This is a genomic window from Burkholderia metallica (assembly GCF_001718555.1).
Classification (GTDB): Bacteria; Pseudomonadota; Gammaproteobacteria; order Burkholderiales; family Burkholderiaceae; genus Burkholderia; species Burkholderia metallica.
Map to the genome: position 1 here is coordinate 1,077,156 of NZ_CP013403.1, position 24,056 is coordinate 1,101,211.

A 24,056-nucleotide genomic window follows, 5' to 3' on the forward strand; every position below is an offset into this window, starting at 1 on the left:
ATGACCGAAGCGACCTCCCCATCCGCCGCCGCCCCCGAGGACACGCGCCTCGGCATCCTCGCGCGGCGGCGCATCGAAGCGGAAATCATCAAGCCGATCTACGAGATCATGAAGCGCGAGTTCGGCACCGAGCGCGCGCAGGCGGTGATCGCGGAAGCCGTGCGCGGCGCGGCCGTCGACGCGGGCCGCACGTTCGCCGCGCAGGAGCCGGACGGCACGAGCGTGCAGTCGTTCATCGCGCTGCAGGTGCTGTGGGAAAAGGACGATGCGCTCGACGTCGAGGTGAAGCGCGCGGACGACGCGCACTACGACTACGACGTGCATCGCTGCAGCTACGCGGAGATGTACCACGCGATGGGGCTCGGCGAGATCGGGCACCTGCTGAGCTGCGCGCGCGACAGCTATTTCATCCAGGGCTATGCGCCGGACATCGCGCTCACGCGCACGAGCACGATCATGCAAGGCGGCAAGCGCTGCGACTTCCGCTACGCGCGGCAGGCCGCGCCGGAGAACGGCGATGCGTGACGACACCGCCAACGTCAGCTTCACCGTGGATGCCCAACGCGCGAGCGCGGGCGTGCCGCGCGTCGACGGCGCGCGCCTGTGGGCGTCGCTCGACCGGATGGCCGAGATCGGCGCGACGCCGAAGGGCGGCGTCTGCCGTCTGGCGCTGACCGATCTCGATCGCGAGTCGCGCGACCTGTTCGTGCAATGGGCGCAGGACGCCGGCTGCACGGTGCGCGTCGACCGGATGGGCAACGTGTTCGCGCGCCGCGCGGGCCGCAACCCCGACGCCGCGCCGGTCATGACGGGCTCGCACGCCGATTCGCAGCCGACGGGCGGCCGCTACGACGGCATCTACGGCGTGCTCGGCGGGCTCGAGGTCGTGCGCGCGCTGAACGATGCGGGTATCGAGACCGAGCGCCCGATCGACGTCGTGATCTGGACCAACGAGGAAGGGTCGCGCTTCGCGCCGGCGATGGTGTCGGCCGGCGTGTTCTCGGGCGTCTACACGCTCGAATACGGGCTGTCGCGCACCGACGCTGCGGGCCGGACGATCGGCGAGGAGCTGGCGCGGATCGGCTACGCGGGCGCGGAGCCCGTCGGCGGCTATCCGGTGCATGCGGCGTACGAGCTGCACATCGAACAGGGCGCGATTCTCGAACGGGCCGGCAAGACGATCGGCGTCGTGACGGCCGGGCAGGGGCAACGCTGGTACGAGGTGACGCTCACCGGTGTCGATGCGCACGCGGGCACGACGCCGATGGAATTCCGCCGCGATGCGCTGGTCGGCGCCGCGCGGATGATCGCGTTCGTCGACGCGCTCGGCCGCCGTCATGCGCCGCACGCGCGCGCGACGGTCGGGATGATCGACGCGCGGCCGAATTCGCGCAACACGGTGCCGGGCGGCTGCTTCTTCACGGTCGAGTTCCGCCACCCCGACGACGCGGTACTCGACGCACTGGATGCGGCGCTGCGTGCGGAACTGGCGCGCGTGGCCGACGAAACCGGTCTCGGTGCGCAGATCGAGCAGATCTTCACGTATGCGCCGATCCCGTTCGCACCGCGCTGCATCGACACGGTGCGCGATGCGGCCCGCGCGCTCGGGCTGCCGCACATGGACATCGTGTCGGGGGCGGGCCATGACGCGTGCTATGTCGCGCGTGTCGCGCCGACGGGGATGATCTTCGTGCCGTGCGTCGACGGGCTGAGCCACAACGAAGCCGAAGCGATTACGCCCGAATGGGCGGCGGCGGGCGCCGACGTGCTGTTGCGCGCGGTGCTGCAGAGCGCGCAGGAAGCTTGAGCGTACGTTGCGCGGCGCGCCGGCGGGAAGTGCGCGCCGTGCCGGTTTTCCGCTGACGTTGCGTGCGTGCGGCGCGCGTCAGGCCGCCGGCGACGGTCGGTCGAGATAGCGCCGCATCACGTGAAATGCGGTATCGGTGCGCCCCGGCATCGTCACCATCGCCCCGTCGGCTGCGAACCCGAGCTTTTCATAGAACCGGTACGCGGCTTCGCGTGCCGTGCACCACACGAGCGCGGCGCCGTGCGCGTCGGCGTGCCGCACGCAAACCTGCACCAGCATTCGCCCGAAGCCCAGGCCGCGCACGGCCGGGTGGACGGCCATCCCGCGCAGCCGCCACGCCGGCTGCGCGGGATCGTCGTCGCGCGGCTCTTCGCAGAGCGACGCGATCGCGACGATACCCGACGCATCGCGCACGCCGACGTGCAGGGTTGTCGGCGCATGATCGCCGGCGAGTTCGCACGCGTTCAGATCGCCGTTCAGCAGGATCGTCGCGCGCAGCGGGTGCGTTTGCGCGGCCGTGATCGTTGCAACGGTAAACAGCGTATCGCCTGACGTCATCGAGGTTCCTTGCGGGGGCGAGTCATACGTCATTGACCGGCCTTGCGCCGCGCCATGTACGCGAGATACGCGACGATCTGGTCGAGTTCGCGCTCGCTCAGCTGATCGGGGGGAAACGCCGGCATGCTGCGGCCCGGCCAGTCGCGCACCGATGCCGGGTTGCGGATATAGCGGCGCAGCGCGGCGGGCTGGAAGTAGTCGACCGGATTCATCGGCGTGTTCAGGTCGGGGCCGGCATGGCTGCTGCCCGCGCCGTCGAGACGATGGCACGCGAGGCATTGCGTGACGAACAGTCGCTGGCCCGCGCGGGCCGGATCGTTCGCGGGCAATGCGGGATCGACGGCGAGCGACGGCCAGCGCGCGAGCGGCGACGATTCGATCGTGACGCGCACGATCTGGTACGGCCACTGCTCGCCGCGCACCGACGACGCGTGCGGCCCGAGCCAGACCAGATAGAACGGCCCCGCGCTGACCTGCTTGCCGGGCAGCTTCGGCCACGGATGCGCCGGGTCCTCGATCGCGAGCCACGGAACGGCGCCGGCCGGCGTGCGGCGGGCGACGAGGTCCAGCGGCAGTTGCGCGGCGAAGCCGTCGGCCGCGCGGGTTTCGAGCACGCCATCGGCCGGCAGCGGCGTGTCGCCGAGCAGCGCCGCGAACGGCACCGCGCGGAACGTCATCGGCCGGCCGTACGCGATGTCGCGCGGCACGTGGACGTCCGTCGCATCGGGGCGCGCGAGCAGCGTTTGCCGCGTGAGGGCGCGGGCCGTGCCGTCGGTGTCGAGTTCGAGCGCGGACTGCGCCGACGCGTGTTGTCCGACGACGCAGATCGTCAGCAGCAAAAGCGGAAACCACCGGCGCATCAGCATGCGTTCTCCGGGAAGGGGCGTTGCGGCGGCGACATGCGAAGCAGGCCGCGGCCGAGGGAAGGAATCGGGCGACAGTCTATCCGGTACGCGCGACGCTGGCGACTGCGGCGCAAGCGGCGCGCGTGCCCGACGATCGGGGCGGGGCACGCTGCGGCAGCGCGCAACGCGACGCGGGAAAGAGCGGATCGACGGATCAGGGGCGGGCGCGCTCGCCCCCACCGCGTTGACGGCCAACCCGCTGCCGGGCCTGCGTCAATGACTTGAACAACGCGCTTCGCCGTTCGGCCATGGCGTCTCGTGCGCCGGTTCGAAATCCGCTTCGCGCGCGCCCGACGGCGTCAGCGACACGAAATGCATCGCGGTGCCGCTCGCCGGGAAGCCGGCGATGCCCGTCGTGCTCCACGGAATCGGCGAGCGCTGCACGCCGCCGACCGCGATGTCCGCGGGCCCGAGCGCGAGCGTCAGCAGCCGCCCGTCGCGGATCGGCACATACGCATGCGCGCCCGACACCCCGATGCCGGACTCGCGCACCGACGCGGGCAGGCAGTCGAGCGTCGCCGTGCGGCGGCCGTCCGGCGCGATCAGCATCGCGACGCCGCGATCGTCCGCCGTCGTCGTGACGACGAGGAAGCGATCGATCGCCGGCACATAAGCCGACGAGTACACGTAGTACCGGATCGCGTCGTTCAGCGTCCCGAGCTTGTCCAGCTTCGCGGTGACCGGGTCGAACATCGCGTATTCGAGCGTCGCGTCGGTGCTGCCTTCGATGAATTTCTGCCACACGAGCAGCGCGGTGTGCGGCGAGCCCGCGACGACGGGCCACCACTCGCGGCGGCGCGGCGCGACCGCGACATGGTTGAGCACGCGCCCGGCCGCGTCGTAGGTTTTCACGTAGACGCCGTTGCCGGTGCCGAGGTTGTCGACGCCGCCGCCGTCGATCCAGTCGGCCGAATAGAACACGACGAAGCGGTCGGCCGCCGTGGCGACGTGCCCCGAGTGGCCGCCGGACTCGACGTCGTTCGGATACGGCTTGACCGGCTTCAGGTCGCGCCGATAGACGCCGTATCGCTGGCTCACGACGTTCGGCGTGTTCCAGCCGTCCTCGAACGTGACGAAGATGTCGCCGCGCGCGTTCTGCGCGACCGATACGGGTTCCTGCGCCTCGGGGCGGCTGATGAACGGACGGACGTGCACCAGTTGCGGCTTGCCGGGCAGCCATTCGCCGACGTACACGTCATGCGGCCAGTTACCGCTGCGCAGCGCGCCGCGCGGCGCGAGGCCCGAGCTGCTGAAGAACACCCAGCGCCTGCCGTCGCCGGCGTCGGCCACGCCGATGCCGTGCATGAAGCTGCGCGGATCGACGCCCGGGCGGGGCGATGCCGCAGCCGGCGCCGGCACGGTGACCGTATGCACGACCGGCGGCGCGGCGGCGCAGGCAGGCGGCGGCGCCGTGACGATGCCGCAGGCGCCGCCCAGCGCGGCCGCGACACCCAGCGCAGCCGCGTGCGCCGCACGCGCGCGTCGCTTCATTCGACCGTCACCGATTTCGCGAGATTGCGCGGCTTGTCGACGTCGGCGCCGCGCGCGCAGCCCACGTGATACGCGAGCAGTTGCAGCGGGATCACGTTGACGATCGGCGACAGCAGGTCGCCCGATTCGCGCACGCGGATCAGGTGCGTGTCGCGGTCGGCGTCGATCTCGAGCGCGCTGCCGGCCAGCACGTAGAGCCGCCCGCCGCGTGCGCGTACTTCGGCCATGTTGGACTTGAGCTTCTGGAACAGGCGGTCGTCCGGCGCGATCGTGACGACCGGCATCGCGCTCGTGACGAGCGCGAGCGGGCCATGCTTCAGCTCGCCGGCCGCATAGCCTTCGGCGTGGATGTACGACACTTCCTTGAGTTTCAGCGCGCCCTCCATCGCGATCGGGAAATGAATGCCGCGCCCGAGGAACAGCGCGTTCTCGGTGCGCGCGAACTTCGCGGCCCAGCCCATGATCTGCGTTTCCAGCGCGAGCGCGTGGCTGATGCGGCCGGACAGCGCGCGCAACTGCTTCAGGTGCAGCGCGACCTGTGCCGCGTCGAGCCGGCCACGCAGTTGAGCGAGCGTCAGCGTCAGCACGAACAGCGCGACGAGCTGCGTCGTGAACGCCTTGGTCGACGCGACGCCGAGCTCGATGCCGGCCCGCGTCAGGAACCGCAGCGGCGCGTTGCGCGCGATCGTGCTGGTGGCGACGTTGCAAATCGCCATCGACAACGTCTGGCCCGTCGCGCGGGCCTGTTCGAGTGCGCCGATCGTGTCGGCCGTCTCGCCCGATTGCGAGATGCCGACGACGAGCGTACGCGGATCGGCCACCGTGTCGCGGTAGCGGAATTCGCTGGCGATCTCGACCTGCGCGGGGATGCCGGCGATGCTCTCCAGCCAGTATTTCGCGGTCAGGCCCGCGTAGTAGCTGGTGCCGCAACCGAGCAACAGCACGCTCCTGACTCTCGACAGCTGGGCGCGCGTGCCGTCGGTCGCGTCGAACAGTGCCGGCGAGATCGCGTCGATGCCGTCGAGCGTGCTGTCGATCGCCTTCGGCTGCTCGAAGATCTCCTTCTGCATGAAATGCTGGTACGGGCCGAGCACGGCGTCGCCTTCGCGCGCCTTCACTTCGCACAGCGGGCGCCGCGCTTCGTGGCCGCCCGCGTCGACCACCGCGATGCGCTCCGGGGTGATCAGCGCGACGTCGCCGTCTTCCAGGTAGACGAAACGGTCGGTCAGGTCGCCGAGCGCTGCGCAGTCCGACGCGAGGTAGTTCTGCTCCGCGCCGATGCCGATCACGAGCGGTGAGCCCGCGCGCGCGGCGACGAGGCGCTGCGGCTCGCGCGCGCTCAGCACCGCGATCGCGTACGCGCCGTGCAGCCGTTTGACGGCGCGCACGACCGCGTCGAACAGGTCGTCGCGATAGAGGCTGTGGATCAGGTGCGCGATGACCTCGGTGTCGGTCTGGCCGCGAAACACGTAGCCGCGCTCCCGCAATTCGGCGCGCAACGTGTCGTGATTCTCGATGATCCCGTTGTGGACGACCGCGATCGTGTCGCCGGACATGATCGGATGCGCGTTCATTTCCGACGGCGCGCCGTGGGTCGCCCAGCGCGTATGCGCGATGCAGGTCCGCGCTTCGAGGCCCAGCGTCAGCACGCGGGCCTGCAGGTCGGTTACCCGCCGCAGCGTGCGTTCGCTGCGCAGGCGGCCGTCACCCTGCACGGCGATGCCGCACGAATCGTAGCCGCGATACTCGAGCCGGCTCAGCGCATTGACCAGTTGCGGCACCTGATTGTTCAGGCCGCTTGCTCCGACGATTCCGCACATGATTCACCTCGTCCACAAGAAGTTGGCGGCTGGCGCGCGGCGCGCGTCAGCACGATTTCGGCAACGGCATCGCGCCGTGCGGGCACGCGTCGCTCCCGGCGCGGTCCCTTTCCGGTGACTTATTCGCGGGGTTGCGGCCCTGCGTGCGCGACCCATTCGATGCCGGAAATCGAGCCGTTCGCGTCGTGCGACGCGACGAGAATGCGCGTCGTGCGCCGCGCGCCGCGCCGGCGGGCGCCCGCGAGCGCGGTCGGCGGCACCGCGCGCATCTTCACGCTGGCCGAGCGACGCAGCATCTTCGACGTGCGCAACCGGTACGCGAACGGGTGCACGACGCGCCCGGCGATCAGCCACGTGACGATCGTGCCGGCGATGAGCGCGATACTCGTTACGTAGAACACGATCTGCTCGATCGGCATCTCGGCCTCGTTGAACGGCAGCAGGTAGCGGTACGTGTAGATGCAGATCGATGCCCATACGCCGCCGACGAGCGCGGGCCGCAACAGGCGGTACCACGCGACGAGCACGGGCCCGACGAACCTGCCGCGTTCGGCGATGATTTCGCGCGGTGCGCGCAGGGAAAGGTCAATAATCGGCGCGTTCTTCATGTCGAATGCCTCGGTCGGGACTGACCCATACGGCCCGCTTGCCGCGGCCCCGCAGTACGACGGCGGGCAGGGCGACGACGGTGGTGATCATGCTGATCAGCCAGAAGGCGACGGGGTACCAGATGGTGTCAAGGAAATACATCAGGAGTTTTTCGTCGTAACGACGATCGATCATGCTGCCGATGATCAGCTGCAGGATGCAGGTCGCGACCAGCAGCATCCCGTGCCAGTGCGGCACCACGGATACATGCCAGTTCGGCGGAAGCGGGTAGACCACGTCGATCAGCGCGAGCAGCAGGATGAACGACATCGAGTACGCCCACGCGATGCCGATCAGGTACTCGGCGAACAGCGGCCACATCATCATCTGCGTCGGCCGCGCGAGCGTGCCCGCATATTTGATCAGCACCTGGATGCCGCCCTTCGACCAGCGCAGCCGCTGCCGGTACAGCCCCTTCAGCGTCTCGGGCATCAGGATCCAGCTGAGCGCATGCGGCTCGTACACCACACGCCAGTCCCGGCACTGCAGTTTCCAGCTGATGTCGATGTCCTCGGTCAGCATGTCCGAGCTCCAGTAGCCGACGTCGGCGAGCGCGGTCTTGCGGAACATCGTGATCACGCCCGATACCGTGAAGATGCGGCCGTACACCTGCTGCGTGCGCTTGATCAGGCCGACGATCGACGAGAATTCGCCGACCTGCATGCGCCCCAGCAGCGACGTGCGCGTGCGGATGCGCGGATTGCCGGTTACCGCGCCGACGCCCGGATCGGTCAGGAAATGCTCGAGCATCCAGCCGGCCGCGTCGTGCGCGAGCAGCGCATCGCCGTCGATGCAGAGCAGATATTCCGCGTTCGATACCGCGGCCGCGGTCGTGAGCCCGACCGCCTTGCCTTCGTTGCGCGCGTGATGGATCACGAGGAGCCGCGGAATCTCGACGGCCAGCTCGTTGAGGATCTCGCCGGTGCGGTCCTGGCTGCCGTCGTTGACCGCGATGATGTCGTAGTTCGGATAATCCATCGCGTTCAGATGACGGATCACGCTGCGCGCGTTCGCCGCCTCGTTGAAGCACGGCACGACGATCGAGATCTTCGGAATGCCGCTCGCCGCGATCGTGCGCGTCGACAGCGTGCGGCCTTCTTCGAGCAGGAAGTAGTGCACGACACCGCCGATCATCCACAGGTACGACATGAAGAACGGATAGTAGAAAACGAAATCCTGCAGGCGCTGGATGATGCTGTGGGTGGTCATGGCGTCTTCGTGCCCTGGATGGGTTGCATCTGCATCAGCGCGTTGATCGAGGTCGGGTCGAGGCGCGACTTCAGCGACATCACGTCGCGCATCGCGTCGAGATCCGGCTGATCGTTCAGGAAGTTGTCCGGGTAGTAGCCGAAGTTCACCGCGCCCTCGCTGCGCAGCCGCCGCATCTGCGCAAGCAGCGTGCCGGCCGCCACCGCCTTGCGCGCGTGCCAGTCGTACGACTGCAGCTCGAACACGGTGCGCCGCAGCCCGAGCTTCTTCGCGCGGACGGCCTGCACGAGCCGGTCCATCCAGCCTTCGGGGTCCTTCGCCTGTTCCATGTACGGCATCGCCATCAGCGCGACGTAGTCGTAGGCGGCGAGGAAATCGTCGTAGTTCTGCGCGTACCACGCCTCCGATTCGGGCTTGAGCACCGGCATCGCGAAGATGTTGCGCGCGGTCAGCACGTCGCCCACGTTCTGGTGCGCGAGCACGACCTGTTCGAGCTGGCGCGTCAGGTCGATCAGGTAGCGCGACTTCTGCCGGGTCCAGCGCTTCATCAGGTCGGGGTTCTCGCGGATCTTGCCGACGTCGGCCGGCAGCCCCCACTGCGCGTAGATGCGCTGCGCATGCCGGCCGGCATCCTCGTAGTCGTCGAGCACCGCGTCGTCGCTGAACAGGATGCCGCTGAACGACGCATGCTTGCTGAGATCCTCGTAGATCTGCTGGATCATCAGCCGCGCGTCCGGATCGAACGGGCTCAGCCGGAACGTGCGCGTGCCGTTCTCGCGGGCCGGCGCGCCGCCGTACGCGCTCACGGCCTCGAGCGCGCGCAGCTTGTCGGCCGGCGGCCGGAACGCGAGCACCGGCATCCATGCGTACACCTGCACGTTGGCGCGCGTGTTGAGCTGCCATGCGGCGCGCGAGAAGAGATCGGCGCGCATCGGCAGGTGCCGGTTCGGGAAATACACGGCTTCGGCCACACCCGTGCCTTTCGGGTCCGCATACGCCTGCAGGTACACCGATTTCGGCTGCATCCGGTAGATGCGTTCGATCAGCTTGCCGAGATTCTCTTCCTGTCGCGCGGGGTTCGGATCGTAGACCTGGTCGAGATCGACCTGCACGGTGCGCTCGGGCACGTCGACGTCGCCGCGGTTCGATGCCGGCTCGCGCATCGAGCGCTCGAACCCGCCGATGTCGACGTCGTACATCAGCAGGATCCGCCGCAGCCGGTCGAGCGGCACATCCGGCGTGTTCGGGCCGGCGTCGAGGCTGAACTGGATGTCCATGCCGAGCGACGTCGAGATCTGGCGCACGGGCTGGTTTTCAGCGCCGTACGGCCACACCATCGAGCGGGCGACGATGCCGGTGTGTTCGCGGATCTGGCGCACGCAGGTCTGCAGGTCGTCGTGCACGCGCGCTTCGAATTCGGCGTCGGTTTCGTAGCGTTTCTGGTCCGGCAGGTACAGGTGTGACGTGGTCGCCGGCAGCTCGTTGCCTTGCGGATTCGCGATCGCGCCGTGATGGAGATTGTGCGTGTGGCAGCCGAGCTCGACGAGGTTCGACTGACCGAGCGCTTTCACCTCGTCCCACGACATGAAGTAGTCGCGCGGCACCTGGACCTTGTCGCTGAGGCGGATCGGCGTATCGGGGGGCGTATCGATCCACGCGGTGACGATGCCCATCACGGCCGGATACTTGAACCGCTCGAGCAGCGGCAGCACCTTCGTGTAGTGGCTGCGAAAGCCGTCGTCGAACGTGAGCAGCACCGCGCGCGGCGGCAGCGGCTTGCCGCCGTGCCGCGACTCCTCGATCTGCTTGACCGTGATGGTGTGGTAGTTGTTGGTCTGCAGCCACGAGAAGATCGCGGTCAACGTGCCGGTATCGACCGCGAACGGATCGAGCATCGCCGACGGCGACGGCGACGAAAACGACGCCATCAGGTTGTCGCGCACGTCGTGCAGGCAGATCACGCGAAACGTCTTGCCGTCGGCCGGGTCGGACGGCGGCAGCAGGTCGATCATTCTGGCCTTCGTCACACCCGGGAACAGCGAGCACGCGGTAAACGCGCCGAGGCATCCGCACATGAAGGTCCGTCTGGATTGCATTGCGCGCTCTCCTTGCTAGAACGGCAGGTTGACCGACATGAAGCCGGTTTCGGAACGCTCGTGCTGGCCGTCGTACGCGTGGCTGCTGACCTCGACGCCGTAGCTCAGCGTGATGTCGTGCTTGAAGGTCCATGCATGTTCGAGGCGCGCGCTCCACAAGGCGCTGGTGCCGAAGCCGCGCTCGTTGTACGCGCCGCCGGACACCGACACGCGCTGCTGCAGCCCCAGGTCGCCCTTCTTCCACAGCGTCAGCTGATGCATGACGGTGGCCGCGGCCGCGTAGTCGCGGCCCGGGCTGAAGTAGGGGGCGTCGTGCCGCGTGTTGCTGTCGGTGCCGAGATCCAGCGACACGTTGACGAGCTGGTTGGCGCTCGTGTATACGCGTTGCGTGGCGCCCGCCGAGATCTCCTGGTGCAGGTTCGAATCGCTGTAGCGGCTCACGCCGTAGCTCAGCCTGACCTGGCGACGGTCGTTCTGGCGATAGACGACCGACACGTTCGCCGAGCGGCCCCAGATGTGCGCGGCATACGCTTTCCACGGCAGCGAGTTGTCGTTGGTGTCGAGGTCGCCGCTGACCGTCCAGTAGTCGTTCAGCGCATACGCGATCGTTCCGCGCCCGCCGGTTCGGCCGTCCCCGCCGAGCGAGCGCGTGACTTCGCCCTGCACGGTCAGCGGCCCGTGCCGGTAGTCGCCGCCGACGCCCGTGCGGGTGCGGCTCAGGTTGCCGCCATCGGTCTGCGCGTAGCCGAAGAACGTATGCGAGAACACGCGCCAGTTGTCGCCGAACGGCTGCGAATAGATGTAGCTGTCCGACGTGAAGCTGTTGTCGGCCAGCGCGCTGTTGCCGTGCTCGAAGCTCAGGTCGGTCGTGAACACGGGGCTGCGGTACGCGTTGTAGTCGCGCTTGAAGCCGCGCACGGCGCCGCTGTCCGGGAACGTGTTGTCCAGGGTCTGGTCGACGCTCTTCGCGCTCGCGTAGTCGTCGGCTACAAGCGACGCGCGGCCGAGGCCCGCGAGCATCTCGACGCTGTCCGGGTGATCGGTCAGCGACGCGCGATACATCGCGATCGCCTGGCGCGGATGCGACTGGCCGGACACCGCGTCGGCGTGCGCCGCACGGATCTCCGCGTTGAACGGCACCTGTTTCTCGAGCGCTTCGAGCGCGGCGATCCCTTCGTCGACGTGGCCGGTGTAGATCAGGTATTGCGCGCGCAGCCGGTAGTAGCGCAGGTAGTCGCTTTCCCCCGGGCCGTAGTTGACGACCTGGCTGGCCGGCGGCAGCGACTTGCCCATGTCGTCGAGCGCCTGTTTCGCGCCCGCCGGGTTCCCCTGGTCGACGTACGACCAGAACAGCCCTTCGCGCAGCTCGATCGGGCGCGTGCGCGCGCCGTACTGGAAGCCGCGGGTCGCGCGGTCGGTCGGCGACGCGGTCGCCTGTTGCAGCGCGCGCTGGTACACGGCATTCGCCTTGCCCGGTTCGCTCAGGTACAGGTACGCGTCGCCGACGGCCGACAGCGCGTCGATCGAGATCTCCGCATTGGACGGAATCGTCTCGAACGTCGCGACGGCCTTCGTCATGTCGCCGCGCGCCGCATAGGCGATCGTGCGATCGCCCGCGAGCGCCGTCCTGACCGGCGTGTACTCGGGCGTGGCCGGCATCCGCTTGTCGAGATCGTCGGCCGCGCGCAGCGCATCGTCGATCCCGTCGAAGCGGTCGGGACTCGTCATCGCGCGCGACTTGTCGCGTCCGCCGCGCACCTGCTGGCGAATCGACAGTTCTTCGAGCTGCGCGATGTCGACGGCGGAGAAAGCATCGGGCCGCGCCTTCGCTTCGTCGAGCGCCTTGACCGCGCCGCCGCTCGCCGCGAGGCCGAACACGTCGTTGCGCACGGTCGCGACGTCGGCGGTACGCAGGTTCGGCGCCTGCGCATTCGGCGTTTCGACGTCGGGCCCTTGCGAGCGCTGGATCGCTTCGCCCGGTAGCTGGGCGCCGGGCGTCTGCGAGTTCGGCGTTCCGGACGACGGCAGCGGCGAGCCGGGTGACTGGGGCATCGGCGCCGGCGAGTTCGGCATCGGGGTGCCGGAGGCTTGCGCGGTTTGCGTCGGCGTAGTCGACGGCGCGGCTTGGGCGATCGTCAGCGGGGCGATCGTCAGCGGGGCGTTCGACGTCGGCACGGCCGGCGCCGGGGAACCGGGCGCGGGCGTGTCGGACGTCGTCGCGGTGGCACGTGCCGGTGCGTCGGAGGGGCGGTCGATCGCGACCTGCGCAAGCTGCATCGGTGCGACCGGCGTTTCGGCGACCGGGGCCGGTGTGTCGGGCTTGTCCGGCGATCGCGGAGCCGGCACCGGGGCGCTCGATTGCGGCGCGTCCGGTTCCACCACGACCGTGGTCGGCGTCGGCGACGCCTGCACGATCGGCGTCGAAGGATCGGACGCCTGCGCGATCGGCGTCGGCGCAAGCGGGGGCGCCGCGCCTCGCGTGCGCCCGTCCGATGCGCTCGTCGGCTGCCCGTCGGGCGGCGGCGCATTCGACGTGCCGCTGGTCCCGGCGATGTCGCTGACGTCTTCGGCGCAGAAGCTGGGGCCGGACGCGACGAGCAGCAACACCAGCGGTGCATGCAGGAGGATCCGTCGGCTGGACGGAGCGACGGTGGTGCATGGTTGTTGATGATTGTCGTCCACGGTGTGTCCTCACAAGGTACGGCCGCATCGGCTGCATGCCGACGCCGCATGCCGCTGCGCGCTGCGTATGGCACGGCCGTGCGGCGTTCGGCCTACAGCCGATTGCGGACCGCTTGCCCGAGCAACGCGCGCGACTCGCTGTTCTTCGGGTCGATCGCGAGCGCGCGGCTCGCGTTTTGCTCGACGCAGCTCCATTCGTCGATCACCGCGCACGAGCGCGCCTTCGCCAGCGCACGCGCGCTTTCCAGTTCCGGGCGCGTGATGCTCGCCGTCTGCATCCGTGCCGAATCGGCGCCGTACGGCTGCGGATTCGGCGCGAAATCCAGGCGCTTTTTCGTGCCCGCGAGCGTTTCGGTTCGCGGCGTGCGGTGGGCGGCGCCTGGCCGGACGGCGGCGAGGCCGCGGGCCGGCGCGGAACGCGAGTCGGCCGTCAGCATTGCGGGCGCAGCATGCGACGATTGCCGGTGTTTCGCGATGCCGTGGGTTCGCGCCCGTGGCGCGGTGTCCGGCCCGACCGCGAGCATCGCGGGCGGTGCCGCCGATACAGCGGGCGCATCCGGAGCGGACGGCTGCCGCGTCGCGGGCGGCGCGGCCTCGGCGAGTGCCGGCGCGGGGGCGGCCGACGCTCCGGACATGCCGGACGCGCCCGTCATGCGCTCGCTCGCGGCCACGATCGCGTGGCGGTACTTCCCGACGGCGGTTCCGATCGCGCCGGAGAGGTCGTGCGTCATGCTGGCATGGCCGATCCTCGTGTCCCGTTCGGTGTACGCGAAGATGCCGAAGATCGCGGCGAACGCGACGAAGCTGAGCGCGGCGTTCTTTCCTGGCCCCCAGGACGGTTTCGGCTGATGAACGGGCGAGCCGTCCGGTCGTTCTGCGCGAGTCATTCCGAACTCCTCGATTCGATACGTTGCGATGAAAGGCGTGATCGGGGCGGGGTGGGCGGCAGCGCTCACCATCGCAACTGCGTGGTCAGCACGCCCGTTTCGACGATCGCGAACTGGGTGGCGCCCTGATAGGTCCCTTCGACCCGGTAGCTCGCATCGGGCACGCTGAACAGGCAGCGCGATCCGGATGCGTTGAATTCGACGAGTACGCGGCCATGTCGGCGCAGGCGCACCTGGACGTTGGAGAGCGGCTGCCCGGTCTGCGCCGACACGAACGACACGCCCAGGTTGTACGGGCGGCCGTCGGGCGGAAGCGGGGCGGTGCCGTCGATCCGCGCATCGCCGCAGACGTACGAAATGACGTAGCGGCCCGCACCCGGAGCGGACGCGGCGGCGGCGGATGGCTGGGAAGCGGGCGTCTGGGCCATCGTATTCACGCAAAGCGCGGAGATGACGGCGCCCAGCAAAGGGTGAGCATGCTGCTGTCGAAACGAGGAAGACATTGAACCTCCCGTCCGGAATCAATGGCGCGCATTCATTCCGAGTCAGATTTTCCAACGTTATTTTTGCGACACGCTATTGATACACGATGGAATATGAGCCAACAACCGCATGTGGCCGGAATGGGACGGCTTTGAAATGTCTTATTTAAATAGGATTGCCGTTGATTCGTATGAAACTATTAATCATGAAGAAAGTCGAAATTGCCGAATATGAATATTGCTATTCGGTAGCGATGATCCATGGCACATGGAATCACGTCGGACGTATCGACTTTCGTGCCGAAAAGTAACGACTGATAAAAGGAATTTTTGCTGCCGTGTCTGATATCGATCCGGACACGAATTGCGTGATTCGAAATCAAGAGGCCACGCTTCGCGTATTTTAGACGGTTGCAGATAAATCGAAACTTTTATTTTGATATGTAACAGGTTATTTCCGACCAGATAATCGGTCTGATAATAAAGACCCGGTTATGTCGCATGTAAAGTAAATCATTTGCGGAATGCAAACGTTTGCCATTTGCCTGGTAACGATTTCCCGTCTGGCGCGATAATTTTCGGGCTGTGACGGGATCGTGGCTTGCTACGGAAGAGCGGGGCGTGTGCGCGGAAAATGCGATATGCGACGGCCGCATGCGTCCACCGGATCACCGCAAAGGGTCCCTGCGTTCGCGCGTCGATCGAGACGACGCGAACGCGACGATCAGAGGCTGCCGGCTGCGCTGCGTCGTGCGACGCGCATCGCCGGCGCGGGCGCCGGTTCGGCCGAGTCGATCGCCCCATCGAGCGCCGCGGGCGGCCGGTTCATGATGTAGGTCCACAGCTGCTCGGCTGCGAGCCCGCGCTTGCGGGCCGACCGATACAGGCGAATTTCGAGCTCGGTGATCCAGTCGCCGTCGCCCGCGCACACGAGCGTGCCTTCCGCGAGCTCCTTCGCGACGCAGCTTTCAGGCAGCCAGCCGATCCCGTGTCCGGCCACGACCATCCCTTTCAACGCCTCGGACATGTGCGTCTCGAAGCAGCGTTGCAGCACGTACGGCTCGGTGGCATTCAACAGCAGCATCTCGACGATGTTGCCGAGAAACGCGCCCGACGAATACGCGAGCAGCGGCAGCGGCGCATCGGGGGTGCCGGGCAACCGGAACACGGGCGCGCCGCGCGCGTCGGGCGTCGATACCGGCAGAATCCGTTCGACGCCGAGGCTGACGAACGGGAAGTGGTTCGGGTCGAGCACGATCGGCAACTGCGGATGGTGATAGCCGAGCAGCAGGTCGCATTCGCCTTCGACGAGCTGCTGCACGCCTTCCGGCACGTTCACCGCGTTGACGCGCGCGGTCACGTGGCCGACCTCGCCGTTGAGCTGCTTGAGCCATTCGGGAAACAGCGTGAAGACGAGCGTATGGGCGACCGCGAAACGCACGACCTGGTCGCTGGCCGCGAACTGGTCGTAGCCGTTCACGAGATTGCGCGCCGCATACATGCTGCGCAGGATGTCCGCGGCGAGACCGCGGAACATCTGGCCGGCCGGCGTGAGCGTGATCGGGTTGATGCTCCGGTCGACCAGCTTCGCGTCCATCCAGGTTTCGAGTGCGGCAATTCGTCTGCTGAATGCCGACTGCGTGAGATGACGGTTACGGGCGGCCCGGGAAAAACTCCTGGTATCCGCAAGGCTCAGGAAATCTTCCAGCCACTTTGCTTCCATTTCGATCTTCGCTTTTTATAGTCGCGGGCCTGAAGGGCGGCGCCGCTTCGCTGCACGAACGGTCTAGCGTACCGCGCCTCGTGCATGTCGCCCGATGTTTTTTTTCGATCGGTGTCAGTCGAAATACGCATGGGCGTTGTCGGCGGGATTACGGCTGCATAGGTTCGAGGTGCCGGACCCGGCTAACCGGTCAGTTCATCGCGTCGAACTGCCGGCACGGCCGCAGACGGTACTTCCCCCCTAGGGCCGGTTGCGCCGTGCGCGTACCGGCCCGCCTTTTCGATCCGTTCGTTCCGGTGGTCCGGGGGCCCCGGGCGACGGGTTTATGGTGCAGTGCAGATTGCACATTCGTGACACGCGGGGGAACTATGTTCGTCAGACGCGGCGCAGCATGGGCCGTGCCCGAAGGCGGCGCACCGCCGTCGCCCGTCGCGTCGGGCGTTGCACCGACATGGTGCGCGATGCCGCACGGGCGTGCCTGGCGGCGCGCGAAAAGGGGGGATTATCGAGCGGATTCCGCAAGGCACGTTCCTTGCAAAGTAGTGGTTACGCCGGTCCGGCATGCGCAATGCCGGGGAAAACGATCGATGGAGAAAAGATCGATGAAGCCATTCGATGAAATGCTGCAATCCGGCGACATGGTAAGGGCGCCCTACGCGCGCCTGAAGCAGTGGCTCGACACGCAGAATCCCGCGAGCCTCGCCCAGAAGGCCCACGATGCGGAAGGCGTGTTCCGCAGGACGGGCATCACGTTCGCCGTCTACGGCGATGCGGAGGCCGCCGAGCGGCTGATCCCGTTCGACATCGTCCCGCGCATCATCTCCGGCGCCGAATGGGGCCGCCTGTCGCTCGGTATCGAGCAGCGCGTGATGGCGCTCAACGCGTTCCTCGACGACATCTATCACCGCCAGGAAATCGTGCGCGCGGGCATCGTGCCGAAGCACCTGATCGCGCACAACGAAGCGTTCATTCCGGAGATGATCGATTTCCGGCCGCCCGGGAACGTCTATACGCACATCATCGGCGTGGACATCGTGCGCACCGGCGAGAACGAGTTCTACGTGCTGGAGGACAACGCGCGCACGCCGTCCGGCGTGTCGTACATGCTGGAAAACCGCGAGACGATGATGCAGCTCTTCCCCGAGCTGTTCCAGCAGGTGAAGGTGCGTCCGGTCGAGACCTATCCGCAGATGCTGCGCCAGTCGCTCGCGGCCGTATGCCCGCCGGGCGGCAACGCCGACAACCCGACCATCGCGGTGCTCACGCCCGGCATCCACAATTCCGCGTACTACGAACATTCGTTCCTCGCCGACCAGATGGGCGTGCATCTCGTCGAAGGCAGCGACCTGCAGGTGATCGACGGCCGCGTCGCGATGCGCACGACCGAGGGCTTCCGCCCGATCGACGTGCTGTACCGCCGCGTCGACGACGCGTTTCTCGATCCGCTCACGTTCCGCCCCGATTCGGTGCTCGGCGTGGCAGGCATCATGGACGTGTACCGCGCCGGCAACATCACGATCGCGAACGCGCCCGGCACGGGCATCGCCGACGACAAGGCGATCTACTCGTACATGCCGGAGATCGTCGAGTTCTACACGGGCCGCAAGGCGCTGCTGGAGAACGTGCCGACCTGGCGCTGCGGCGAGGCGGACAGCCTGAAGTACGTGCTCGACCATCTCGACGAACTGGTGGTGAAGGAAGTGCACGGCTCCGGCGGCTACGGGATGCTGGTCGGGCCGTGCGCGTCGAAGGCCGAGCTCGAAGCCTTTGCCGCGAAGCTGCGCGCGCGCCCGGCGAACTACATCGCGCAGCCGACGCTCGCGCTGTCCACGACGCCGATCCTGTCCGAAGCCGGGCTGGCGCCGCGCCACGTCGACCTGCGGCCGTTCGTGCTGGTGTCGGACCGGATCCGCATCACGCCGGGCGGGCTCACGCGCGTCGCGCTGAAGGAGGGATCGCTCGTCGTCAACTCGAGCCAGGGCGGCGGCACCAAGGACACCTGGGTGCTGGCCGACTGAGCCGGACACGAGCGCGCCGGCACCGGCGCGCGAACCGAACGAAGACGGAGTGGACACGAGATGCTTCTGGGACGTACTGCGAGCGGGCTCTACTGGATGTACCGCTATATCGAGCGCGCGGAGAACATCGCGCGCATCGTCGATGCCGGGCTGCGGATGGCGCTCACGCGCACGTCCGACGCGCCGGCCGAATGGTCGTCGGTGCTCGTCAGCTCGGGCACCGATCACGGCTACCGGCAGAAATACGACGCGTATGCGGCCGATACCGTGACCGACTACCTGCTGCGCGACCGCGACAACCCGTCGAGCGTGCTGTCGTGTATCGAGGCCGCGCGCTCGAACGCGCGGATGGTGCGCACGGCGCTCACGCGGGAGGCGTGGGAGAGCGTGAACGGCGCATGGCTCGCGCTGCGCCGCGCCCTGGCGCAACCGGTGCCGGAAAGCGCGCTGCCGGCCGTGCTCGACGAGGTGAAGCGCGAAACCGCGCTGATCCTCGGCAGCTTCTACAGCACGATGCTGCGCAACGAGATCTTCGATTTCGCGCAGATCGGCGCGTTCGTCGAGCGTGCGGACAACACCGCGCGGATCATCGACGTCAAATACCACCTGCTGCTGCCGTCGGTGTCGCACGTCGGCACGATCCTCGACAACTACCAGTGGGAGACCATCCTGCGCTGCGTCGCCGCGCACCGTTCGTACCGCTGGGTGTACGACGTGCAGTACAAGCCGCTGAACATCGCCGACTACCTGATCCTGAACGGCCGCATGCCGCGCTCGCTGCGCTATTGCTACGGGCGGGTCGTGTCGAGCCTGAACCTGCTCGCGAAGGATTACGGCGTGACACACCCGTGTCACGACACGGCCGCGAAGATCCTGCAGATGCTGTCCGATACCTCGGTCGAGCGGATCTTCAAGAGCGGCCTGCACGAGTTCCTGACCGACTTCATCGGCCGCAACAACAGCCTCGGGCTCGAAATCGCCCAGGCTTACAACTTCGACTGAGACTTGCCATGCGACTCGCCATTCGACACATCTCGCGTTACCGGTTCGACGATCAAGCCACCCATGCGCTGCAGCGGCTGCGGCTGCGCCCGCAGTCCGGCCCCGGGCAGACGGTGCGCGCATGGCAGGTCACGATCGACGGCGTCGAGCCGACGCTGTCTTACGACGACGGGTTCGGCAACCGGATCGACCTCGTGCGGCACGACCGCGGCGCGAAGGCCGAGGTCGTCGTCGTCGCGGCCGGCGTAGTCGAGACGCAGGACCGCGCGGGTATTCTCGGCAATCCTGAAGGTTATGCGCCGCCGTGGATCTTCGAGCGCGAAACCGCGCTCACGAAGGCGGGCGACACCGTGCGCGCGCTCACGCAGGCGCTGCCGATCGAGCCGCGCAGCCTCGACGCGCTGCACTGGCTGATGACGGAAGTGCACGACCGCATCGCGTATGCGCCGAACCTGGCCGCCGACGCGCCCGTCGACGCGGAAACCGCGCTGCAAAGCGGCGAGGGCACGAGCCGCGACCATGCGCATGCGTTCATCGCGGCCGCACGCGTGCTGAAGATTCCCGCGCGCTACATCTCGGGCTACGTGCTGGCCGACAACGCGATGCAGCGCATCGCCGACGCGAAGCAGAACACGGGCGACGAAGAAGAAGAAGCCGCGCTCGCGCTGCAGACCGGCGACGGCATGCAGCAGGTGCTCGGCGCGTCGCACGCCGTGCAGTCGCAATCGCAGGGGGTGCCGCAACCGGCGCTCGGCGCGCAGCCGCAGGCCGCCGCGCTGATGCAGCAGCCGGCCGGCCATGCGTGGGCCGAGGCCTATGTCGAGGGGCTCGGCTGGGTCGGGTTCGATCCGTTCATGAATCGCTGCCCGGACGAGCGCTACGTGCGCATCGCGGTCGGCCTCGACTATCGCGACGCGCAGCCGGTGACGGGGCTCGGCGCGACGGCCGTCGGCCTCGAGATCAGCGTCGTGCAGACGCCGGAACTGGTCTGACCCGGCGCGCGCTTTCGCCGAATCCGCCACGCCATGCCGCCGCGTCGCAGCCGACGCGGCGCGCGCGGCCGGCCTGACGTGAACCGACCCCAACCCGAATCGAGCTCCCATGTCCATCCACGTCGCGCTGCATCACACCACCCGCTATCGCTACGACCGGCTCGTCAACCTCGGCCCGCAGGTCGTGCGGCTGCGGCCCGCGCCGCACTGCCGCACGCCGATCCTCGCGTATTCGATGACCGTCGAGCCCGCGCAGCACTTCATCAACTGGCAGCAGGACCCGTTCTCGAACTATCTCGCGCGGCTCGTGTTTCCGGAGCGCACCGAGCACTTCGAGATCACGATCGACCTGGTCGCCGAGATGTCGGTGTACAACCCGTTCGACTTCTTCCTCGAAGCGAGCGCCGAGCAATACCCGTTCAGCTATGACGACGCGCTGAAGACCGAGCTCGCGCCGTATCTCGCCCGCGACCCGCAGACGAGTGCGGCGCCGCTGTTCCGCGCGTATGTCGACGGCGTCGATCGCACGCCGGCCGGCACCGTGAACTTCCTCGTCGCGCTGAACCAGCAGTTGCAGCGCGATATCGGCTATCTGGTGCGGATGGAGCCGGGCGTGCAGACGCCCGAGCAGACGCTCGAACTCGCATCGGGCTCGTGCCGCGACAGCGCGTGGCTGCTCGTGCAGCTGTGCCGGCATCTGGGCATCGCCGCGCGCTTCGTGTCGGGCTACCTGATCCAGCTCACGCCCGACGTGAAGTCGCTCGACGGCCCGAGCGGCACGTCGGTCGATTTCACCGACCTGCACGCATGGTGCGAGGTGTACCTGCCCGGCGCCGGCTGGATCGGCTTCGATCCGACCTCGGGCCTGCTCGCCGGCGAGGGCCACATTCCGCTGGCCTGCACGCCGCAGCCGACCAGTGCCGCGCCGGTCGAGGGGCTGATCGACGAGTGCGAGGTGTCGTTCGAGCACGAGATGGCCGTGGCGCGCGTGTACGAATCGCCGCGTGTGACGAAGCCGTATACGGAATCGCAATGGGATGCGGTGCGCGCGCTCGGCGCGCACGTCGACGGCGCGCTGGCGGCCGGCGACGTGCGGCTCACGCAGGGCGGCGAGCCGACCTTCGTGTCGATCGACGATCGCGACGGCGCCGAATGGAACACCGACGCGCTCGGCCCGACCAAGCGCGGCTATGCGACCGAACTCGTGCAGCGGCTGCGCGCCGAATACGGCGAAGGCGGCTTCCTGCATTTCGGGCAGGGCAAGTGGTATCCGGGCGAGCAGCTGCCGCGCTGGGCGCTGTCGATCTTCTGGCGCGCGGACGGCCAGCCCGTGTGGCACGATCCGTCGCTGTTCGCCGACGAGCGCGAGCCGTCCGCGTACACGACCGACGACGCGAAGCGCTTCATCGATGCGCTGGCCGCGCGGCTGAACCTGACCGGCGAATTCATCCGGCCGGGTTACGAGGACGTCTGGTACTACCTGTGGCGCGAGCGCCGGCTGCCGGTCAACGTCGATCCGTTCGACTCGCGGCTCGACGACGAGCTCGAGCGCGCGCGGCTGCGCAAGGTGTTCGAGCAGCAGCTCGACAGCGTGGTCGGCTACGTGCTGCCGGTGAAGCGCGCGGACGATGCACCGGGCCGCGATCGGCCGGGCCTCGACGGGCCGCGCTGGCAGACGGGCCCGTGGTTCTTCCGCGACGAGCGGATGTACCTCGTGCCCGGCGATTCGCCGATGGGCTACCGGCTGCCGCTCGATTCGCTGCCGTGGGCGAGCCGTGCCGACCATCCGTATCTCGTCGAGCGCGATCCGTTCGCGCCGCGCGACGCGTTGCCGAACGCGGACGCGATCCGCGCGCGCCATGCGGGCCCGGCCGATGCGCCGCGCTACCTGTCCGGCGTGCATCGCGACGCAACCGCGCCGACCGTAATGCAGTGGCGCGACGACGGCGCGGCCCGCAACGGCGGACCGGCCGCGCGCGACGCGAGCCGCGTGCCGGCGCGCTTCGAGTCGGCCGCGTGGATCACGCGCACCGCTCTGTGCGTCGAAGTGCGCAACGGCATCCTGTACCTGTTCATGCCGCCGCTCGCCGCGCTCGAGGATTATCTCGACCTGCTCGCCGCGATCGAGCTGACCGCGCATGCGCTCGGCGTGAAGCTCGTGCTCGAAGGCTATCCGCCGCCGCGCGACGCGCGGCTGAAGATGCTGCAGGTGACGCCCGACCCCGGCGTGATCGAGGTGAACATCCATCCGGCCACGAACTTCGACGAGCTCGTCGACCACACCGAATTCCTGTACGACGCCGCGTGGCAGTCGCGGCTCTCCAGCGAGAAGTTCATGGTCGACGGCCGCCACGTCGGCACGGGCGGCGGCAACCACGTCGTGCTCGGCGGCGCGACGCCGGCCGACAGCCCGTTCCTGCGCCGCCCGGACCTGCTCGCGAGCCTGATCGCGTACTGGCACAACCACCCGTCGCTGTCGTACCTGTTCTCCGGGCTGTTCATCGGGCCGACGAGCCAGGCGCCGCGTGTCGACGAAGCGCGCAACGACCAGCTCTACGAACTCGACATCGCGTTCGCGGAGATCCAGCGCAACACGCTGCTGCGCGGGCAGGACATGCCGCCGTGGCTCGTCGACCGCGTGCTGCGCAACCTGCTGATCGACGTGACCGGCAACACGCACCGCAGCGAGTTCTGCATCGACAAGCTGTATTCGCCCGATTCGTCGACCGGCCGGCTCGGGCTGCTCGAACTGCGCGCGTTCGAGATGCCGCCGCATGCGCGGATGAGCGTCGTGCAGCAGTTGCTGCTGCGCGCGCTGGTCGCGCGTTTCTGGGCGGCGCCGTATACGACGCCGCTCACGCGCTGGGGCACTGCGCTGCACGACCGCTTCATGCTGCCCGCGTTTCTTCAGATGGATTTCGACGACGTGCTGACCGAGTTGCGCGACGCCGGTTTCGCGTTCGATCCCGCGTGGTTCGCGCCGCACTTCGAATTCCGTTTCCCGCTGTTCGGCCAGATCGCGGTGAACGGGCTCCAGCTGTCGCTGCGCGGCGCGCTGGAGCCGTGGCACGTGATGGGTGAGGAGGGCGCGCCCGGCGGCACGGTGCGCTACGTCGATTCGTCGGTCGAGCGGCTCGAAGTGCGCGTGACGGGCCTGAACGACAACCGCCACGTCGTGACCGTCAATGGCCGCGCGCTGCCGCTGCAGCCGACCGGCACTGTCGGCGAGTACGTCGCGGGCGTGCGCTACAAGGCGTGGTCGCCGCCGTCCGCGCTGCATCCGACCATCGGTGTGCACGCGCCGCTCACGTTCGACATCGTCGATACGTGGCTGCAACGCTCGCTCGGCGGCTGCCGCTATCACGTCGCGCATCCGGGCGGGCGCAACTACGCGACGTTTCCCGTCAATGCGTACGAGGCCGAGAGCCGCCGGCTCGCCCGCTTCGTCGAGATGGGGCATACGCCGGGGCGCATGGACGTCGCGGCCGCCGCGCCGAGCCGCGAATTCCCGTTTACGCTCGACCTGCGGCGGCCGTGACCGGGCGATGACGGAACGGACGACGATGCGCGGTGCGCGACCCGCGGGCGCGCCGGGCGCTGGCGGCCCGGCCGGAATGCTAGGATGCGGGCAGATTGCGGCCGCGCGCCGCGGCCTGCCGCCCGTGCGGCGGCGCGCGTGCGCGGTTGCGCCCTGACGACGGAACGCTATCTTGCCGCCCATTGACACCGATCATCT

The 24,056-nt window shown here is 68.2% G+C and carries 17 protein-coding genes; 6 read left to right on the forward strand and 11 right to left on the reverse strand.

The features are described 5' to 3' along the window. Nucleotides 1-525 (forward strand): L-2-amino-thiazoline-4-carboxylic acid hydrolase, encoded by a 525-nt coding sequence (locus tag WJ16_RS24580; RefSeq protein WP_069259647.1) that lies wholly within the window; start codon nucleotides 1-3, stop codon nucleotides 523-525. After that, complete coding sequence (locus WJ16_RS24585; RefSeq protein ID WP_069259648.1) at nucleotides 518-1,807, forward strand: Zn-dependent hydrolase; 1,290 nt, start codon at nucleotides 518-520, stop codon at nucleotides 1,805-1,807. The genes WJ16_RS24580 and WJ16_RS24585 overlap by 8 nt, the downstream gene beginning before the upstream one ends. Before the next feature lie 78 nt (nucleotides 1,808-1,885). Here the strand turns inward: WJ16_RS24585 and WJ16_RS24590 are convergent, their stop codons facing one another. The 11 genes from WJ16_RS24590 to WJ16_RS24640 all read right to left on the reverse strand — a co-directional run bounded on the left by WJ16_RS24590 (nucleotide 1,886) and on the right by WJ16_RS24640 (nucleotide 16,308). Then, nucleotides 1,886-2,365 carry a GNAT family N-acetyltransferase gene (locus WJ16_RS24590; RefSeq protein ID WP_069259649.1) on the reverse strand — a complete coding sequence of 160 codons (480 nt, stop codon included), beginning with the start codon at nucleotides 2,363-2,365 and terminating at the stop codon, nucleotides 1,886-1,888. Between the two features lie 29 nt (nucleotides 2,366-2,394). Next, nucleotides 2,395-3,231 carry a c-type cytochrome gene (locus WJ16_RS24595; protein ID WP_069259650.1) on the reverse strand — a complete coding sequence of 279 codons (837 nt, stop codon included), beginning with the start codon at nucleotides 3,229-3,231 and terminating at the stop codon, nucleotides 2,395-2,397. A gap of 252 nt (nucleotides 3,232-3,483) precedes the next feature. Continuing rightward, nucleotides 3,484-4,761 carry a hypothetical protein gene (locus WJ16_RS24600; protein ID WP_069259651.1) on the reverse strand — a complete coding sequence of 426 codons (1,278 nt, stop codon included), beginning with the start codon at nucleotides 4,759-4,761 and terminating at the stop codon, nucleotides 3,484-3,486. Further along, entirely contained in the window at nucleotides 4,758-6,581 is a 1,824-nt protein-coding gene (gene glmS, locus WJ16_RS24605) for a glutamine--fructose-6-phosphate transaminase (isomerizing) (RefSeq protein ID WP_069259652.1), read from the reverse strand. Before glmS ends, WJ16_RS24600 begins: the two co-directional genes overlap by 4 nt. Before the next feature lie 119 nt (nucleotides 6,582-6,700). Then, nucleotides 6,701-7,189 (reverse strand): Biofilm PGA synthesis auxiliary protein PgaD, encoded by a 489-nt coding sequence (locus tag WJ16_RS24610; RefSeq protein ID WP_069259653.1) that lies wholly within the window; start codon nucleotides 7,187-7,189, stop codon nucleotides 6,701-6,703. Continuing rightward, a complete protein-coding gene (gene pgaC / locus WJ16_RS24615; protein WP_069259654.1) occupies nucleotides 7,167-8,438 on the reverse strand; it encodes a poly-beta-1,6-N-acetyl-D-glucosamine synthase in 1,272 nt (423 codons plus the stop codon). Before pgaC ends, WJ16_RS24610 begins: the two co-directional genes overlap by 23 nt. Then, nucleotides 8,435-10,534: a poly-beta-1,6-N-acetyl-D-glucosamine N-deacetylase PgaB gene (gene pgaB / locus WJ16_RS24620; RefSeq protein ID WP_069259655.1), complete on the reverse strand. Its 2,100-nt coding sequence runs from the start codon at nucleotides 10,532-10,534 to the stop codon at nucleotides 8,435-8,437. Before pgaB ends, pgaC begins: the two co-directional genes overlap by 4 nt. 15 nt (nucleotides 10,535-10,549) lie before the next feature. Then, a complete protein-coding gene (gene pgaA, locus WJ16_RS24625; RefSeq protein ID WP_069259656.1) occupies nucleotides 10,550-13,216 on the reverse strand; it encodes a poly-beta-1,6 N-acetyl-D-glucosamine export porin PgaA in 2,667 nt (888 codons plus the stop codon). Between the two features lie 92 nt (nucleotides 13,217-13,308). Beyond that, nucleotides 13,309-14,103, reverse strand: a complete 795-nt coding sequence (locus WJ16_RS24630; protein WP_069259657.1) for a hypothetical protein — start codon at nucleotides 14,101-14,103, stop codon at nucleotides 13,309-13,311. Between the two features lie 65 nt (nucleotides 14,104-14,168). Further along, nucleotides 14,169-14,606 (reverse strand): hypothetical protein, encoded by a 438-nt coding sequence (locus tag WJ16_RS24635; RefSeq protein WP_069259658.1) that lies wholly within the window; start codon nucleotides 14,604-14,606, stop codon nucleotides 14,169-14,171. Nucleotides 14,607-15,309: 703 nt separating this feature from the next. Continuing rightward, nucleotides 15,310-16,308 carry a LysR substrate-binding domain-containing protein gene (locus tag WJ16_RS24640; RefSeq protein WP_069259659.1) on the reverse strand — a complete coding sequence of 333 codons (999 nt, stop codon included), beginning with the start codon at nucleotides 16,306-16,308 and terminating at the stop codon, nucleotides 15,310-15,312. Nucleotides 16,309-16,910: 602 nt separating this feature from the next. Between WJ16_RS24640 and WJ16_RS24645 the strand changes: the two genes are divergently transcribed. The 4 genes from WJ16_RS24645 to WJ16_RS24660 all read left to right on the forward strand — a co-directional run bounded on the left by WJ16_RS24645 (nucleotide 16,911) and on the right by WJ16_RS24660 (nucleotide 23,858). Continuing rightward, nucleotides 16,911-18,326, forward strand: coding sequence for a circularly permuted type 2 ATP-grasp protein (locus tag WJ16_RS24645; protein ID WP_069259660.1), 1,416 nt, complete (start codon nucleotides 16,911-16,913; stop codon nucleotides 18,324-18,326). Nucleotides 18,327-18,386: 60 nt separating this feature from the next. Continuing rightward, nucleotides 18,387-19,328: an alpha-E domain-containing protein gene (locus WJ16_RS24650; protein WP_069259661.1), complete on the forward strand. Its 942-nt coding sequence runs from the start codon at nucleotides 18,387-18,389 to the stop codon at nucleotides 19,326-19,328. Between the two features lie 8 nt (nucleotides 19,329-19,336). Continuing rightward, nucleotides 19,337-20,320, forward strand: a complete 984-nt coding sequence (locus WJ16_RS24655; RefSeq protein WP_069259662.1) for a transglutaminase family protein — start codon at nucleotides 19,337-19,339, stop codon at nucleotides 20,318-20,320. Between the two features lie 109 nt (nucleotides 20,321-20,429). After that, nucleotides 20,430-23,858, forward strand: a complete 3,429-nt coding sequence (locus tag WJ16_RS24660; protein ID WP_069259663.1) for a transglutaminase family protein — start codon at nucleotides 20,430-20,432, stop codon at nucleotides 23,856-23,858. Nucleotides 23,859-24,056: the final 198 nt, after the last annotated feature.

Excerpts from the sequence above, each read along its gene's own strand:
- WJ16_RS24645 (WP_069259660.1), top strand. The coding sequence starts at position 16,911 with ATGAAGCCATTCGATGAAATGCTGCAATCCGGCGACATGGTAAGGGCG.
- WJ16_RS24650 (WP_069259661.1), top strand. The coding sequence starts at position 18,387 with ATGCTTCTGGGACGTACTGCGAGCGGGCTCTACTGGATGTACCGCTAT.
- WJ16_RS24640 (WP_069259659.1), bottom strand. The coding sequence starts at position 16,308 with ATGGAAGCAAAGTGGCTGGAAGATTTCCTGAGCCTTGCGGATACCAGG.
- WJ16_RS24590 (WP_069259649.1), bottom strand. The coding sequence starts at position 2,365 with ATGACGTCAGGCGATACGCTGTTTACCGTTGCAACGATCACGGCCGCG.
- WJ16_RS24610 (WP_069259653.1), bottom strand. The coding sequence starts at position 7,189 with ATGAAGAACGCGCCGATTATTGACCTTTCCCTGCGCGCACCGCGCGAA.
- WJ16_RS24630 (WP_069259657.1), bottom strand. The coding sequence starts at position 14,103 with ATGACTCGCGCAGAACGACCGGACGGCTCGCCCGTTCATCAGCCGAAA.
- WJ16_RS24655 (WP_069259662.1), top strand. The coding sequence starts at position 19,337 with ATGCGACTCGCCATTCGACACATCTCGCGTTACCGGTTCGACGATCAA.
- WJ16_RS24660 (WP_069259663.1), top strand. The coding sequence starts at position 20,430 with ATGTCCATCCACGTCGCGCTGCATCACACCACCCGCTATCGCTACGAC.
- glmS (WP_069259652.1), bottom strand. The coding sequence starts at position 6,581 with ATGTGCGGAATCGTCGGAGCAAGCGGCCTGAACAATCAGGTGCCGCAA.
- WJ16_RS24635 (WP_069259658.1), bottom strand. The coding sequence starts at position 14,606 with ATGTCTTCCTCGTTTCGACAGCAGCATGCTCACCCTTTGCTGGGCGCC.
- WJ16_RS24600 (WP_069259651.1), bottom strand. The coding sequence starts at position 4,761 with ATGAAGCGACGCGCGCGTGCGGCGCACGCGGCTGCGCTGGGTGTCGCG.
- pgaB (WP_069259655.1), bottom strand. The coding sequence starts at position 10,534 with ATGCAATCCAGACGGACCTTCATGTGCGGATGCCTCGGCGCGTTTACC.
- WJ16_RS24580 (WP_069259647.1), top strand. The coding sequence starts at position 1 with ATGACCGAAGCGACCTCCCCATCCGCCGCCGCCCCCGAGGACACGCGC.
- pgaC (WP_069259654.1), bottom strand. The coding sequence starts at position 8,438 with ATGACCACCCACAGCATCATCCAGCGCCTGCAGGATTTCGTTTTCTAC.
- WJ16_RS24585 (WP_069259648.1), top strand. The coding sequence starts at position 518 with ATGCGTGACGACACCGCCAACGTCAGCTTCACCGTGGATGCCCAACGC.
- WJ16_RS24595 (WP_069259650.1), bottom strand. The coding sequence starts at position 3,231 with ATGCTGATGCGCCGGTGGTTTCCGCTTTTGCTGCTGACGATCTGCGTC.